This window comes from Clostridioides difficile ATCC 9689 = DSM 1296 (genome assembly GCF_001077535.1).
GTDB lineage: Bacteria > Bacillota > Clostridia > Peptostreptococcales > Peptostreptococcaceae > Clostridioides > Clostridioides difficile.
Genome location: NZ_CP011968.1, coordinates 2,963,471 through 2,977,468, shown reverse-complemented (window position 1 = coordinate 2,977,468; position 13,998 = coordinate 2,963,471). Strand labels below are relative to the sequence as shown.

The following is a 13,998-nucleotide window of genomic DNA, read 5'->3' as shown; positions in this document are numbered from 1 at the left end:
ACAATTATAAAAATTTTATTCTTAGGAGGGAAAAAATGAGTAAGTATAATTTTGACAGAGTAATAGATAGAGTAGGAACAGATTGTGTAAAATGGGATTTTAGAACTAATTGTTCAACAAAAGCACAAAAAGATGGTTTGCCTTTTTGGATTGCTGATATGGATTTTGAATGTGCAGAACCAATAATAGAAGTATTACGTAAAAAAGTTGAACATAAAATATTTGGATATAGTTCAAATGATAGTGATAAATACTTTAATGCAGTTTGTGATTGGTATAAAAGGAGATTTAACTGGGAAATAAATAGAAAAGATATTATTTTTAGTCCTGGTGTTGTACCTGCTGTTGCTATTTTAGTAAGAATATTAACTAATTCTAATGAAGGTGTAATAGTCCAAAAACCAGTGTATTACCCATTTGAAGCTAAGATAAAGAGCAATAATAGGGATGTTGTAAACAATCCTCTGATATATGAGAATGGTACTTATAGGATGGATTATGATGATTTAGAAGAAAAAGCTAAGTGTAGCAACAATAAAGTACTGATACTTTGTAGTCCTCACAACCCTGTTGGAAGAGTTTGGAGAGAAGATGAATTAAAAAAGGTTGTAGAAATATGTAAAAAATATGACCTATGGATAATAGCTGATGAGATACATTCTGATTTAATTAGAAAAGGATTTAAACATACTCCTTTACAGTCATTATGCCCAGAGTACAAGGATAAAATAGTTACATGTATAGCTCCAAGTAAAACATTTAATCTGGCAGGAATGCAGTTGTCTAATATAATAGTGAATAATGATGAACTAAAAAAGAAATATCAAGAAGAGGTTACAGCTGTTGGAGTTGCAACTTCACCAAATCCCTTTGCTATTGTAGCTACAATAGCAGCATATAATGAAAGTGAAGACTGGCTTAATGAATTAAATGATTACTTAGATAATAATATACAATTTATTGATGAATACTTAAAAGAAAACCTACCAAAAGTAAAACTTGTTTATCCAGAAGGAACATATCTAGCATGGTTAGATTTTACTGCTTATGGATTAAATGAAGTAGAACTTGAGGATTTAATGTTTAAAAAAGCTAATGTATTATTTGATGAAGGTTATATATTTGGAAAAGAAGGAATAGGATTTGAAAGAATAAATGTAGCTTGTCCACAGTCTTTATTAAAAGAATGTATGGACAGATTAAAGACTATATTTGAAAATTTATAAAGTATAGGTAAAAATTTATAAAGTGTTTAAAAATAAAAAAATAATAAACTTGACAAATTTTAACTAATCACTTATCATACTATTATGAATAAATAGAAAACATAAGAGAGCTAAATTTTATTGAATTAAACTCTTAAAGACTTTGAAAGGAAGAGTAGTTATAGAATGTAATTAAAGCGAGTTGGTGATGGTGTGAGACCAATATGAAGTCTATAATGAAGAACATCCTGGAGTTGCTAACCGAAATTTTAAAAGAGTAGGCTTAGTCGGAACCAAACCGTTATCATATTGGGGTGTATCGAGTAATATCTGTACATTGTGAGCTGGGTTTGAATTTATTTCAAACTAATCAGGGTGGTACCGCGGAAAAGCAACCTTTCGTCCCTTTTATATAGGGATGAAGGGTTTTTTTAATGGAAAAATATATAAATATAGGGAGTGAATGATATGAGCACAATAATACCAAAGGATTATAAAAGTAGTTTGAACGTAATTGATACACAAATAGCTATAAAAAAATTAAAAGATTTTTTTGAAATGAGACTAAGTAATGAATTAAATCTTATAAGAGTTTCTTCTCCGTTATTTGTATTGCCAGAAACAGGTGCAAATGATAATTTAAATGGAGAAAAGGCTGTAAGCTTTGATATACCATTTATGAATAAAAATGCAGAAATTGTTCAATCACTTGCAAAATGGAAAAGATTAGCCCTTAAAAAATATGGGTTTGAAGTTGGTAGTGGTTTATATACAGATATGAATGCAATAAGAAAAAATGAAGAATTAGACAATATACATTCTCTTTATGTAGACCAATGGGATTGGGAATTGGTTATAGATAAAAGTAGTAGAAATGAAAAGACTCTAAAAGATGTTGTAAAAAGATTGTATGGAGTATTTAAAGATACTGAAATTTTTGTATGTAGTATGTATGAAGGTATAAAAGAAATATTACCAGAAGAAATAACTTTTATAACATCACAAGAGTTAGAAGATATGTATCCAGAATTATCACCAAAGGAAAGAGAAGATAAAATTGTAAAAGAGAAGAAAGCAGTATTTATAACTCAAATAGGAAAAACATTAATATCAGGAGAAAAACATGATGGAAGAAGTCCTGATTATGATGATTGGGAATTGAATGGGGATATATTATTTTACAATCCTGTTTTAGATTCAGCATTAGAATTATCTTCAATGGGAATTAGAGTTGATGAAGAATCTCTTGATAGACAATTGAAACTTGCTGGATGTGAAGAGAGAAAAGAGTTTGACTATCATAAGATGCTTTTAAATGGCGAACTTCCGTATACAATTGGTGGAGGAATTGGTCAGTCAAGAATATGTATGTATTTCTTACAAAAAGCTCATATAGGAGAAGTACAAGTTGGAGTATGGCCACAGGATATGATTCAAAATTGTAGTAGTGCAGGAATTGAATTATTATAATTTAAATATAAACTAATTGATAAAATTTATATCTAATATGTTCATCAAATTAATTATATCGGTTATAATGTAGAATAACCTATAATTATAAGAGGTGATAAATATGGAGTTTTTAAAAATAATCATTAATATAGTTTTAGATATTTTAAAAAAAATTTTGGTCAGATTTAAAAATGCTAAATTTGGTTTGGTTTTTGTATTTGATTTACTTAAACTACCTGATTTTATGACAGATAAAAGAATCAATATAGTTGATAAAATAAAGGTAATTTCTGTATTAATTTTTACTATATCCTACTTTGTATCTGGGGTTGATATAATTCCAGAGATGATTGCAGGGGCATTTGGTTTTATAGATGATGCTATAGTTTTAATTTGGAGTATAGGTATAGTGAATGAAGAAATTAATAAGTATAGAGTTATCACAAAAAAAGATAAACATTCAAATATAATTGAAAATGTAGAATTTTCTATAAAAGATGAAGAAGAATAACAATTTATATATGTTATTCTTTTTTTTATTAACAAAAAATGGTTAAATTGTTGACGGAGAGGTAAAACTCTATTATCATAATAAGTGGATATCCAATATTTAACTAAGTATTCAATGTGCAAGAATGCTTAATTTAAAAAAGTTATGGAGGGTAAATATTATGAAGAAAAAAATAGGTTTAGTGCCCAAACTAATCATCGGTATCATAGTCGGTATTTTAATCGGAAGTTATGCACCAGAAATAATAGTACAAATATTAGTAACAGTTAGTACTTTATTCTCAGCATTCCTAAAATTTGTTATACCATTTATAATTATAGGTTTTGTAACAGCAGGTATAGCTGATTTAGCAACAGGTGCAGGAAAGTTATTGGGGATAACTACGGGAATAGCATATGGTTCTACCTTAATAGCAGGATTATTATCATTTGCAGTATCTACATTAATCTTCCCAAATTTTATTGATGCAAGTGTTGCAAGTCAAATTGGAGACCCAGAGGCAGGAATGTTAGCTCCAATATTCACAATTCCATTAGAGCCTATGGTAGATGTAACAGCTGCAATCGTATTTGCATTTGTAATGGGACTTGGAATATCAGCTTTAAGAAATCATGGAAAAGGAGAGACTTTATTTAATTTCTTCCAAGAATTTCAAGGAATCGTAACGAAAACGTTGTCAACAGTGATTATACCTTTATTACCTTTATACATAGCAGGAACTTTTGCAAATATAACTATAGCAGGGGAAGTATGGACAATATTAGGGGTATTCTGGAAAGTATACTTAGTAGTAATACCTTTACATTTTGTATATATGGCATGTCAATTCACAGCAGCAGGTGTATTTTCAGGAAAAAATCCAGTAAGAATGTTAAAAAATCAAGTACCTGGATATTTAACAGCTATAGGAACTCAATCTTCAGCAGCAACTATACCAGTTAATGTTGGTTGTGCAGAAAAAAATGGAGTAAGTAAGCAAATAAGAGAATTTGTTGTACCTCTTTGTGCAACAATACATTTATCAGGTAGTATGATATCAATAACAGGATTTACAACTGCAGTTTTAATGATGAATGGTATGCCACATGGAATAGGTGTATTATTCCCTTATATTGCAATGTTAGGTATAGCAATGGTTGCAGCACCAGGAGCACCAGGTGGGGCTATAATGAGTGCACTTCCTTTCCTACCAATGGTTGGAATACCATCAGATGGTGGGCTTGCAAGTTTAATGATAGCTTTATACTTAACTCAAGACAGTTTTGGTACAGCATGTAATGTATCAGGAGATAATGCAATAGCAGTAGTAGTAGATAAAATAAATGATGGAATGAGTAAAAAAGGAAACAAAGAAGAGCAAAGTGCTTAGTTTTTTAATAATCAAAAATGAGTTATCTCAAATAGAGATAGCTCATTTTTTATGGTATAAAAAATTATAAAATAAAGTGATTTTTTTATTTAAAAATTGCTTTAAGAGATGATATTAATAATTTATTTTCATTAGGTTTTAATATACATACTCTAAAGAAATACTCATCTAGACCTTCAAATGAACAACAATCTCTTATTATTATTTTTTGTGGGAGCAGTTGCTCTCGAAGAGATTTAGCAGTCAATTCCTTTGTCTTGATTTTACACAATATGAAATTACCTTTAGTATTGTATATATCTAAGCTTTTTATATTCTTAAGCTCTTTAAGCAGGTAATCTCTTTCAGTGTTCATTAAGGAAATAGTATTTGATATAAAATCTAAATCACTAAACATGATTTCACCCATTTTAGAAGCTATTATGTTTATATTCCATAAATCTAGATTTTTATTTATTTCATTTTTGACATTAGTGTTAGATATAAGACCATATCCAAGCCTTATTCCAGGCGTTGAAAAAAATTTTGATGTACCTCTTATAACGAATAAATTAGAATAATCATCAACTAATTGAGTACAAGAGTATGTATCTGTATCAGTAAACTCTACATAAGTCTCATCAATCATTAAAAATGAGTCTGTATTTTTTAAAATTTCTCTCACTTCTACTTTAGTAAATGCAAATCCAGTTGGATTACTAGGATTACAGATTACTACCAAATCATAATCTTTAGCATTGATAGTTTTTATAAGATTTTCTAAATTTATATGAAAATTATCTTCTTCTTTTGCAAAGTATTTTTCTATAGAACAATTAATTTTAGATAACTCTTTTTCATACTCTGAATAGGCTGGAGAGAGTAAAAGAGCTTGTTTAGGATTAATTGTATGTATAAATGATGAAATTAGTTCTGTAGCTCCACTGCCAAGTACTATATTATCTATAGAACATTTGCAGTAATTGGATATAGAAGTTTTTAAGTCTATGTAATCAGGGTCAGGATACATAGATACCATATCTATATTGTTTACAATGTATTGTTTGGCTAAACTTGATGTACCAAAAGGATTTATATTTGAGCTAAAATCCATAAATTCTTCCTTTGAAAAGCCATACTTACTAGATAAACTATATAAATTAGCTCCATGGTTTGTGCTCATAAAAGTACCTCCAAAAATAAAATTATATAATCGATAAAAATAACTGATTAATATATGTACATATAGATTATAATACAAAGGAATCGTTATTCCAAATTTTTAATGTAAAAAGCAAAAAAGTATGGATAAGCTGTTAATTTAGGTTTAAAAATGATGAAAAAGATTTTAATTGATATTTTGGTATGCTATAATATATAAGTTAATAGAAGGAAAGCGGGAGGATACAAAATGTACAAAGTTACAGGAAAAATGTTGACAGAAGAACAAATAAAAGAAAAAGTTTATGAATTAGGAAAAAAGATAGAAGAAGACTTTAAAGGCGAAGATTTACTAGTGGTAGGTATACTTAAAGGAGCTAGTGTATTTGTTTCAGATTTAATAAGATGTATAGATTTGGATGTAAATATAGATTTTATGAGTGTTACAAGTTATGGAAACTCAACAGAGTCTTCTGGAACAGTTAAAATATTAAAAGATTTAGATGTAGATATTGAAGGAAAGAATGTGTTGATTGTAGAGGATATAATAGATTCTGGTTTAACATTAAGTAATCTAGTTGCAGCTTTAAAAACTAGAAATCCAAAATCTTTAAAACTATGTACTCTACTTGACAAACCTCAGAGAAGAAAAGCTAATATACCTGTAGACTATGTTGGATTTGTTATAGAAGACAAATTTATTGTTGGTTATGGAATAGACTATGCTGAAAAGTATAGAAATTTACCTTATATAGGTATAGTTGAGGATGTAGAATAGATTTAAATGTGAATCAAAAGCACTAATTTCTAAGGGAGTTAGTGCTTTTTAGTTAATTATATAAAATTTTAGTAAAGGAGACATCTATATGGATATTCAGTTAAATATATTATTATTTTTCCAAAATTTAAGAAATCCAATTTTGAACTTTATATTTCTTGTCTTTACAATAAGCACAGAAGCACCGTTATTAATATTAATTACAACAATTATATACTGGTGTATAAATAAAAAATGTGGACAGAAAATACTGTTTGCTATAATTGGAAATTTTGTTGTAAATTTAGGCATCAAAGAGTTTGTAAAAGCTCCCAGACCAATAGGAATAAAAGGTCTTGAATCATTGAGAGTTTCTACTGCTGGTGGTTATTCTTTTCCAAGTGCTCATACTCAAACTGCAACAACATTTTGGGTTAGTATTATGACTATATTTAAAAAGAGATATCTTCATTTAATAGCTGCAGTTATGGTTTTAGGAGTAGGATTGTCTAGGCTGTATTTAGCTGTTCATTGGCCAATAGATGTGATAGCGGGTTGGATATTAGGAATATTTTTTACAGTTGTATTTGTAAAAATATTTGACTATATTGATGATAATAAAAATTATATTTTACTTGTAGTTTTACTTATACCATTTATAATAGTGGCTATATTTCTAAATAGCCCTGAATATTTTGAAAAATTTGGTATAATAGTAGGATTTGTATTTGGATATATGGTTGAGGATAGATTTGTTAAATTTAATACAGATAATAATAACAAAAAAATAAATTTTAGTAATAAAAATAAGGGGAGTAAAAATATAATTTTTTCAAGAATATGTAGGTTTTTGGTTGGGATAGTAACAATAGGAATGTTATATATTGGCATTAAGTTGTTTATTTCAATGTTAATAGTCACTTTAAATATGAGTGACTCTACTATGAGTATAATTTTTATGAATTTTATTAAGAATACAGTAGTTGTTTTTTATGGAATAGCAGGAGCTCCAGCATTATTTAAACTTTTAAAATTAAATTGATTTTAAGGTATAGAGTCAATAGTTTAAATTAAAAAAATTAAGGGTAGAAAAGAGTGATTATTTGAAGAAGGTAGTAATAATAGGTGGTGGACCAGCAGGGATGATAGCCGCATCAACTGCATGTGAGAAAGGCTATGATGTAACATTAATTGAGAAAAATCATAAATTAGGAAAAAAACTTGCAATAACAGGAAAAGGTAGATGTAATATTACTAACGCTTGTGAAATAGAGGAATTAATAGAAAATGTACCTACAAATGGAAAATTTCTTTATAGTGCTTTTTATACTTTTACAAATGATGATGTAATAAGTATGTTTAATAATCTTGGAGTAAAGACTAAAACAGAAAGAGGAAAAAGGGTTTTTCCAGAGAGTGATAAAGCATTTGATATTGTAAATGCTCTTGAAAGACAACTTAAAAGTAAGAAAGTAAATATATTATTAAATTCGAAAGTAGAAAAAATAATATCTAAAAATAATAAAATTGAAAAAGTAATTTTAAACGATAAAAAAGAAATTAAGTGTGATTCAGTTGTAGTAGCAACTGGTGGATTAAGTTATCCACTTACTGGTTCTACTGGTGATGGATATAAATTTGCAATTTCACAGGGGCACACAATTATAGATACAAAACCATCTTTAATTGGTATAGAAGTACAAGAAAGTTTTACAAAAGATTTAGAAAAATTATCATTGAGAAATGTTGAAATAAGGGTGTTTAATAGCAAACAAAAGAAAGTTTATAGTGATTTTGGAGAACTTGAATTTACTAGATTTGGTTTAGATGGACCTATAATCAAGTCTGCAAGTTGTAGAATGAAAGATACAAGGAAAGAAAATTACACTATATTATTAGATTTAAAACCTGCATTAGATGAGGAAAAATTGGATAAAAGAGTTCAAAAAGATTTTCAGAAGTATACAAATAAAAAATTTGAAAAAGCATTAGATGATTTACTTCCAAAAAAACTAATACCTATAATAATAAACTTAAGTGAAATTAATCCAAATACGGTTGTTCACCAAATTTCTAGAGAGCAGAGAAAAAACTTAGTCCATTTATTAAAAAATTTAAAGTTTACAGTAAAGAGATACAGACCTATTGAAGAAGCTATAATAACTTCTGGTGGTGTAAAAGTAAACGAAATAAATTCAAGTACAATGGAATCAAAATTAGTAGAAGGTTTATTTTTTGCTGGAGAAGTAATAGATATAGATGCATATACAGGTGGATTCAATTTGCAAATAGCTTTTTCTACTGGATATTTGGCAGGTTTTAATTGCTAAAAATTACCTGAATTAAAAATGTTTAAAATCACATAATATTATCAGCAACACAAAATAAATTAAACAGAAGGAAGGTAATCAACATGGCAAGTAACAATAACAACAACAGAACAGTAGTACCAGGAGCAAAAGAGGCTTTAAACCAAATGAAATTAGAAATAGCTAATGAACTTGGTATGAGTAATTATCAACAAGTTGATAAAGGAAACCTTACTGCAAGAGAAAATGGTTATGTAGGTGGATACATGACTAAAAAATTAGTTGAAATGGCTGAACAACAAATGGCTGGAAAAAGCAACAGATAGTTATAAATAATTATTTATAACTATTGGCTATTAGTTTAGCTAGAGCTATCTCAAATATAGAAAGTAATTTCTAAATTGAGATAGCTTTTTTTTATTAAATTATTAAATAGATATATTTTTATGTAATAAATTTTATGTATTTGGATAAAATAATACAAATGAATATGTTACATAAGGAGTGATGTAAAATGAGTAGTGTAAATTTTGAGGATTTAAAAAACAAATTTATTAATAGTGACTTAGATGAAAAAATAAGAATATATACAACAACAGAAGGTTTATCAGTAGAACAATTTAAAGAGCTACTAAAATATTATCCAATACAACATTTATCTAAACTAGAAAAAGCACTTGGATAGCAGTATTTAATCCAAAATTAAAAAGGCAATTTATTTAATATTAAAAATATTTTTTATTAAATAAATTGCCTTTTTATAATAGGTTTAAATTATTATGCTTTTGATATATAATTATAGATTCTCTCATTTCCAAGTTCAATAGACCCAGTATTAATAAGAGTAACTATTCCTTCTATATCTCTAGCAGTTAAGTATTTATATGGAATTAATAAATTATAACCAGTATTACTTAGTAAGTTTTTTAATTGGGTTATTTGAGAGATATTGAAACATTTTGCAGTTTTAGTAGATTTTTTTCTTAAGTTAGATAAATTTTCATTTTGAATATTTATTAAAGTTTCTATATAGTTTCTATAAGATATCTTAAAGTTTGTCTCATTGACTATTTTTTCATTAAGTATACTACTGATAAAATCTTGAGACAATATATTATCTGCAAATTTATCTGCTGTTAATTTTCCAGATGTTATGCCTTTTTGATATTTTCTAAGAATTTTTTTAGTATAGCAGTATATTTTATTTCTCGTTTCTAAATCGAGTTGTTCTATTTGCACAAAACCACTTCCTTCTAATTATAAAAATATTTATTAAAAATCTATACTTAACTAATAAAGCTTCAATAACTTATTTACAATAAATACTAAATCATAAAATATTTGTTATTTTTTATTATTACCAAGTATAAAAAATATTATAATTGTAAAACTTACAAATATATGTAAAATATTTAGGAGTGATGAAAATGTTAAATGGGATAATAAAGCTTTTTTATTCTGAAATTGTAAAAACAAAGATTAATAACTTAGATTCAAGTGGATATTCTTTAAGAGATGAATGTAAAGAAATCAGAAATATAACTCTAAAGATAGATAGTGTATTTTTTAAGCTTTTAAAGTTAGCTTTTGGTTCAATATTGCTTATGGTAGCTTTTAATTTAAACATGGTTTTAGGTATAGGAGTGTTTTTAGTTGGTGTAGTTTATATACTATATAAAAGAAATATGGAAGAACAAGTAAAAGAGCATATAAATAATGTGAAAAATAATATCGACATCTCTAAAATAACTTTTATGGATGAAAAAGGGAGAACAGGTCTAAATGCATTAATTACATTACTTCTTATAGGATTATTGACAGGATTTAACTGGATATTAGTTGCTAGTTTTGTCGTTGTTTTTGTTTTTACTATAAAGAATGTATGTTAAAATACTAATAAATAGTTTAATATATAGGGGGAGAAATTGAGTATGACTAATGGCAGTTATAAAATGAAGAATTTAGTGGAAATATCCGCTATGGTGACTGAATCTACAGATTTTTTTAATATAAAAGATGACATAATAGAAAAAATGTTAGAAGTTGTTCACCCTACAAAGGCATGTGTGAATCTATTTTATAAAAATGATTCTAAATATGCCTACTTAGTATGTTCGCAAACCTTAGAATATGTACCTCAAATTTTTCCAATAAATAGTCTTAAAGGTGCAAAAATTGATTTTGACACATATCCAGAGTATATACATGAGGCTGTAAATGAAAAAAAGATAATATATGTGGAAAATGTATTTGAAGATTCTAGAGCAGAAGGTGAACGAGATTTAGCAAAAGCTGAAGGTTATATTGGGAGAATAGTTTTTCCTTTTATAATAAATAACGTAGTTGTTGGATTTATGACTTGTTTTTTAAAAGAGGATGATTATATAACAGAACAAGATATAGATTTTATATCATCTGTTGCATCACTCTTAAGTTTATCAATAGAAATAACTAATAAAAATAATAATGTACAAATTTTAATTGATAAACTAAGAGGCTCAATAAGTGCCATAAATGAAGCTACTAAAAAACTATACCTTAATAAGAGTATTGATGGATTTTTGGAAAATTTAAGTAAACAAGCGTGTAATATTACTAATAGTAAAGAAGCTTTAATAATTATAAATAGTCATCATAATAAGGATGCTATAGTTAGTTGTTATAATGTTGAGCAAAAAAAGAAAACAAATTTATATCCTATGATTGATATGTTTTTAAAGAAAGAGTCATTGGGGGGGTATTTAAATAATTTAAAACCATGCTCAAAAAAGGGAATAAATTTGGAAAGTTATATATATTACAAACTTCAGGATAAAAATGATACTATAGGATGTATAGTTTGTGCAAATAGCAAAAACTATACTAGTGATGATTTAAATATTCTTAGTATATTGTCCAAACAAGTTTCTGTTGGTATGCAATTATATGAACATAATGAAAAGGAAGTAAAACACAAAGTTCTTGAAAATGAGTTGAACATATTAAATAAACAACAACAGCTTATTATGGATAAAGGTAAAATGGATTGTAATGATGAGAAAGAACTTTATTTTTACCATAAACCAGCAAGGGTAGTAGGTGGAGATTTTTATTATGCTACAAAAGTGGATGACGAACATATAGTTTATATTGTTGCTGATGTAATGGGACATGGAATGGTATCAAATTATGTTGTTGCAATGATAAAAGGTGCTTTTAAAGTATTATGCAATCAATACAATACACCAAGAGAAATAATGACAAATTTAAATAGGATGTTATATGATGAATTTGACAAGATGGGAGTATTTACAACTTGTTTGATAGGTATTATAGATACTAAAGAAAATATGATTACTGTGTCTAATGCAGGTCACTATAGTCCTGTAGTTGTAAAGAAAGATGGCACAATAGAAAATAATTTAAATTGTAAAAAGGGCATACCTATTGGAATAATGGAAGATGCTACTTATGAAAATAATACTCTTTCAATGGAAGATTATGCAATGGTATGTATGTACACTGATGGAATTTTAGAGATAAAAAATTCATCAAAAGAAGAGTATGGTATAAACCGATTAGAAAACTTTCTAAAAGAAAATTTTAGATTAAATCAACAGTTAATAGTAGAAAATCTAAAATTGGATTTAAAGAACTTCTCATCAAAAGATAATTATGATGATGATATTTTAATAGTTATGTTAAAGGATAGGTAGATTGATTATGGATTCAAACGATAAAAAAGGACTTAAAAGTCCAGAGATTATAATAATAAATGGAAGTCCAAGAATTAATAAAAATTGCAGTTTTATAGCAAATGAAGTAAAAGCTATGCTAGAAGAGTGTGGATTAAGTTGTAAAATATTTAATATCTACAATATGGATATTGAATATTGCACAGCATGTGGATTTTGTGAAAAAACAGGGTATTGCAAGTTTAATGATGATATGAAGCCATTATATAAAATGTTTGATGATTCAAAAGGAACTATAGTAATAAGTCCTGTACATTTTGATTCAATATCAGCTAAATTAAAGACTGTTGTTGATAGAACTCAAGCTATATATGCAAGTAAATATGTATTAAATAAACCTTCAATTGATAGAAGTAAGAAACGGATAGGAATGTATATTGCAGTGGGAGGGAGTAAATCATATGATTCACAGTTTAAAGGTGGACAGATTGTTATGGATTTTTTCTTTAAGAGTATAAATACTAAACTTTTACACAATATATATTTAAACAATACAGATGATGTATCTTATATAGATAATCAAGAATTTAAAGATATAATATATAAAAATTTAAAGATATATATTGATTCAATATAATTTGATTTTGTAGGTAATATTATGTATAATTGTATTGCAATAATTTAAATAATTAAAAGGAGGGAATTTCAATGAAATTACCAATAGCATTATCTAATAAACATGTTCATTTGAGTCAAGCTGATATAGACGTATTATTTGGAGCAGGTCATGAGTTAACTAAATTTAAACCATTATCTCAACCAGGGCAATATGCCTGTGAAGAAAAAGTGGATTTAGTAGGACCAAAAGGAACTTTAAAAGGAGTTAGAGTACTAGGACCAGCTAGAGCTCATACTCAAGTTGAAATATCTTTAGCAGATGGTTTCCCATTAGGAGTAAAAGCACCAATAAAAGAATCTGGTGATATAGCTGGAACTCCAGGTGTTAAATTAGTAGGACCTGCTGGAGAAGTTGAAATGAAAGAAGGAGTTATAGTTGCTTCTAGACATATACATATGAGCAATGAAGATGCTGCTAAATTTGGTGTAACTGATAAGCAAATAGTAAAAGTTAAAACATCTGGACCAAGAGCATTAGTATTTGAAAATGTATTAGTAAGAGCTAGTGACAGCTTTAATCTAGAAATGCATGTTGATATGGAAGAAGGAAATGCAGCAGGCGTTAAAAATGGAGATTTAGTAGAATTAATAGTTGATTAATATTATAAATAGACTTTATGCTAGTAGATATTTTATTTGCTAGCATATTTTTAAATGTAATAAATTTCTATAGGATAAATTTAATCGATTAGATTAATTTATAAAATAAAGGGGTATTATAAAAAATGTAATAAAAACTTACAAAAATATGATGTAATATGGTAAAATTATATATATAAAAATTTACATATAATAAAGATAATTATTTTACTTTTTGTACTAATATAAACAAATAGATAAAAAAGTTTGAAAAGTCTAACTTAATTTATTATATATTGTATACAAAATTATGAAAAAAACTTA

Annotated in this window: 15 protein-coding genes and 1 other annotated feature; of the genes, 13 read left to right on the top strand and 2 right to left on the bottom strand. The window is 27.0% G+C overall.

Going from position 1 to position 13,998, the window contains the following annotated elements; translation table 11 throughout:
- Positions 1–35 precede the first annotated feature (35 nt).
- From CDIF1296T_RS14215 to CDIF1296T_RS14200, 4 genes are all read left to right on the top strand, one after another.
- Positions 36–1,226, top strand: a complete 1,191-nt coding sequence (locus CDIF1296T_RS14215; RefSeq protein ID WP_018112862.1) for a MalY/PatB family protein — start codon at positions 36–38, stop codon at positions 1,224–1,226.
- 133 nt (positions 1,227–1,359) lie between these two features.
- Positions 1,360–1,615: a binding site (T-box leader), on the top strand.
- A 58-nt stretch (positions 1,616–1,673) separates the two neighbouring features.
- Positions 1,674–2,675, top strand: coding sequence for an aspartate--ammonia ligase (gene asnA, locus CDIF1296T_RS14210; protein WP_003427105.1), 1,002 nt, complete (start codon positions 1,674–1,676; stop codon positions 2,673–2,675).
- A 103-nt stretch (positions 2,676–2,778) separates the two neighbouring features.
- A complete protein-coding gene (locus tag CDIF1296T_RS14205; RefSeq protein WP_003427102.1) occupies positions 2,779–3,168 on the top strand; it encodes a YkvA family protein in 390 nt (129 codons plus the stop codon).
- Between the two features lie 160 nt (positions 3,169–3,328).
- Positions 3,329–4,537: a dicarboxylate/amino acid:cation symporter gene (locus CDIF1296T_RS14200; RefSeq protein ID WP_009893711.1), complete on the top strand. Its 1,209-nt coding sequence runs from the start codon at positions 3,329–3,331 to the stop codon at positions 4,535–4,537.
- 85 nt (positions 4,538–4,622) lie between these two features.
- Here the strand turns inward: CDIF1296T_RS14200 and CDIF1296T_RS14195 are convergent, their stop codons facing one another.
- On the bottom strand, positions 4,623–5,699 hold the full coding sequence (locus tag CDIF1296T_RS14195) for a pyridoxal phosphate-dependent aminotransferase (protein WP_003427095.1): 1,077 nt from the start codon (positions 5,697–5,699) through the stop codon (positions 4,623–4,625).
- A gap of 228 nt (positions 5,700–5,927) precedes the next feature.
- Between CDIF1296T_RS14195 and hpt the strand changes: the two genes are divergently transcribed.
- From hpt to CDIF1296T_RS14170, 5 genes are all read left to right on the top strand, one after another.
- On the top strand, positions 5,928–6,455 hold the full coding sequence (hpt, locus tag CDIF1296T_RS14190; protein ID WP_003416006.1) for a hypoxanthine phosphoribosyltransferase: 528 nt from the start codon (positions 5,928–5,930) through the stop codon (positions 6,453–6,455).
- 88 nt (positions 6,456–6,543) lie between these two features.
- Positions 6,544–7,476, top strand: a complete 933-nt coding sequence (locus CDIF1296T_RS14185; RefSeq protein ID WP_009897871.1) for a phosphatase PAP2 family protein — start codon at positions 6,544–6,546, stop codon at positions 7,474–7,476.
- Between the two features lie 61 nt (positions 7,477–7,537).
- Positions 7,538–8,764 carry a BaiN/RdsA family NAD(P)/FAD-dependent oxidoreductase gene (locus tag CDIF1296T_RS14180; protein ID WP_009897869.1) on the top strand — a complete coding sequence of 409 codons (1,227 nt, stop codon included), beginning with the start codon at positions 7,538–7,540 and terminating at the stop codon, positions 8,762–8,764.
- Between the two features lie 83 nt (positions 8,765–8,847).
- Complete coding sequence (locus CDIF1296T_RS14175; protein WP_003416009.1) at positions 8,848–9,069, top strand: alpha/beta-type small acid-soluble spore protein; 222 nt, start codon at positions 8,848–8,850, stop codon at positions 9,067–9,069.
- 188 nt (positions 9,070–9,257) lie between these two features.
- Positions 9,258–9,428 (top strand): hypothetical protein, encoded by a 171-nt coding sequence (locus tag CDIF1296T_RS14170; protein WP_003416012.1) that lies wholly within the window; start codon positions 9,258–9,260, stop codon positions 9,426–9,428.
- A 92-nt stretch (positions 9,429–9,520) separates the two neighbouring features.
- Here CDIF1296T_RS14170 and CDIF1296T_RS14165 read toward each other — a convergent pair whose 3' ends face one another.
- Positions 9,521–9,982 (bottom strand): hypothetical protein, encoded by a 462-nt coding sequence (locus tag CDIF1296T_RS14165; RefSeq protein WP_003427085.1) that lies wholly within the window; start codon positions 9,980–9,982, stop codon positions 9,521–9,523.
- A 188-nt stretch (positions 9,983–10,170) separates the two neighbouring features.
- Here CDIF1296T_RS14165 and CDIF1296T_RS14160 point away from each other — a divergent pair, with 188 nt between their 5' ends.
- The 4 genes from CDIF1296T_RS14160 to pduL all read left to right on the top strand — a co-directional run bounded on the left by CDIF1296T_RS14160 (position 10,171) and on the right by pduL (position 13,695).
- Positions 10,171–10,632 (top strand): hypothetical protein, encoded by a 462-nt coding sequence (locus tag CDIF1296T_RS14160; RefSeq protein WP_009897866.1) that lies wholly within the window; start codon positions 10,171–10,173, stop codon positions 10,630–10,632.
- Between the two features lie 42 nt (positions 10,633–10,674).
- Positions 10,675–12,438, top strand: a complete 1,764-nt coding sequence (locus CDIF1296T_RS14155; RefSeq protein WP_004454999.1) for a GAF domain-containing SpoIIE family protein phosphatase — start codon at positions 10,675–10,677, stop codon at positions 12,436–12,438.
- Between the two features lie 7 nt (positions 12,439–12,445).
- Positions 12,446–13,054: a flavodoxin family protein gene (locus CDIF1296T_RS14150; protein ID WP_004454998.1), complete on the top strand. Its 609-nt coding sequence runs from the start codon at positions 12,446–12,448 to the stop codon at positions 13,052–13,054.
- A 71-nt stretch (positions 13,055–13,125) separates the two neighbouring features.
- Positions 13,126–13,695, top strand: coding sequence for a phosphate propanoyltransferase (pduL, locus tag CDIF1296T_RS14145; protein WP_003416023.1), 570 nt, complete (start codon positions 13,126–13,128; stop codon positions 13,693–13,695).
- The last annotated feature ends 303 nt before the right edge of the window (positions 13,696–13,998 follow it).

Excerpts from the sequence above, each read along its gene's own strand:
- CDIF1296T_RS14215 (WP_018112862.1), top strand. The coding sequence starts at position 36 with ATGAGTAAGTATAATTTTGACAGAGTAATAGATAGAGTAGGAACAGAT.
- asnA (WP_003427105.1), top strand. The coding sequence starts at position 1,674 with ATGAGCACAATAATACCAAAGGATTATAAAAGTAGTTTGAACGTAATT.
- CDIF1296T_RS14205 (WP_003427102.1), top strand. The coding sequence starts at position 2,779 with ATGGAGTTTTTAAAAATAATCATTAATATAGTTTTAGATATTTTAAAA.
- CDIF1296T_RS14200 (WP_009893711.1), top strand. The coding sequence starts at position 3,329 with ATGAAGAAAAAAATAGGTTTAGTGCCCAAACTAATCATCGGTATCATA.
- CDIF1296T_RS14195 (WP_003427095.1), bottom strand. The coding sequence starts at position 5,699 with ATGAGCACAAACCATGGAGCTAATTTATATAGTTTATCTAGTAAGTAT.
- hpt (WP_003416006.1), top strand. The coding sequence starts at position 5,928 with ATGTACAAAGTTACAGGAAAAATGTTGACAGAAGAACAAATAAAAGAA.
- CDIF1296T_RS14185 (WP_009897871.1), top strand. The coding sequence starts at position 6,544 with ATGGATATTCAGTTAAATATATTATTATTTTTCCAAAATTTAAGAAAT.
- CDIF1296T_RS14175 (WP_003416009.1), top strand. The coding sequence starts at position 8,848 with ATGGCAAGTAACAATAACAACAACAGAACAGTAGTACCAGGAGCAAAA.
- CDIF1296T_RS14170 (WP_003416012.1), top strand. The coding sequence starts at position 9,258 with ATGAGTAGTGTAAATTTTGAGGATTTAAAAAACAAATTTATTAATAGT.
- CDIF1296T_RS14160 (WP_009897866.1), top strand. The coding sequence starts at position 10,171 with ATGTTAAATGGGATAATAAAGCTTTTTTATTCTGAAATTGTAAAAACA.
- CDIF1296T_RS14155 (WP_004454999.1), top strand. The coding sequence starts at position 10,675 with ATGACTAATGGCAGTTATAAAATGAAGAATTTAGTGGAAATATCCGCT.
- CDIF1296T_RS14150 (WP_004454998.1), top strand. The coding sequence starts at position 12,446 with ATGGATTCAAACGATAAAAAAGGACTTAAAAGTCCAGAGATTATAATA.
- pduL (WP_003416023.1), top strand. The coding sequence starts at position 13,126 with ATGAAATTACCAATAGCATTATCTAATAAACATGTTCATTTGAGTCAA.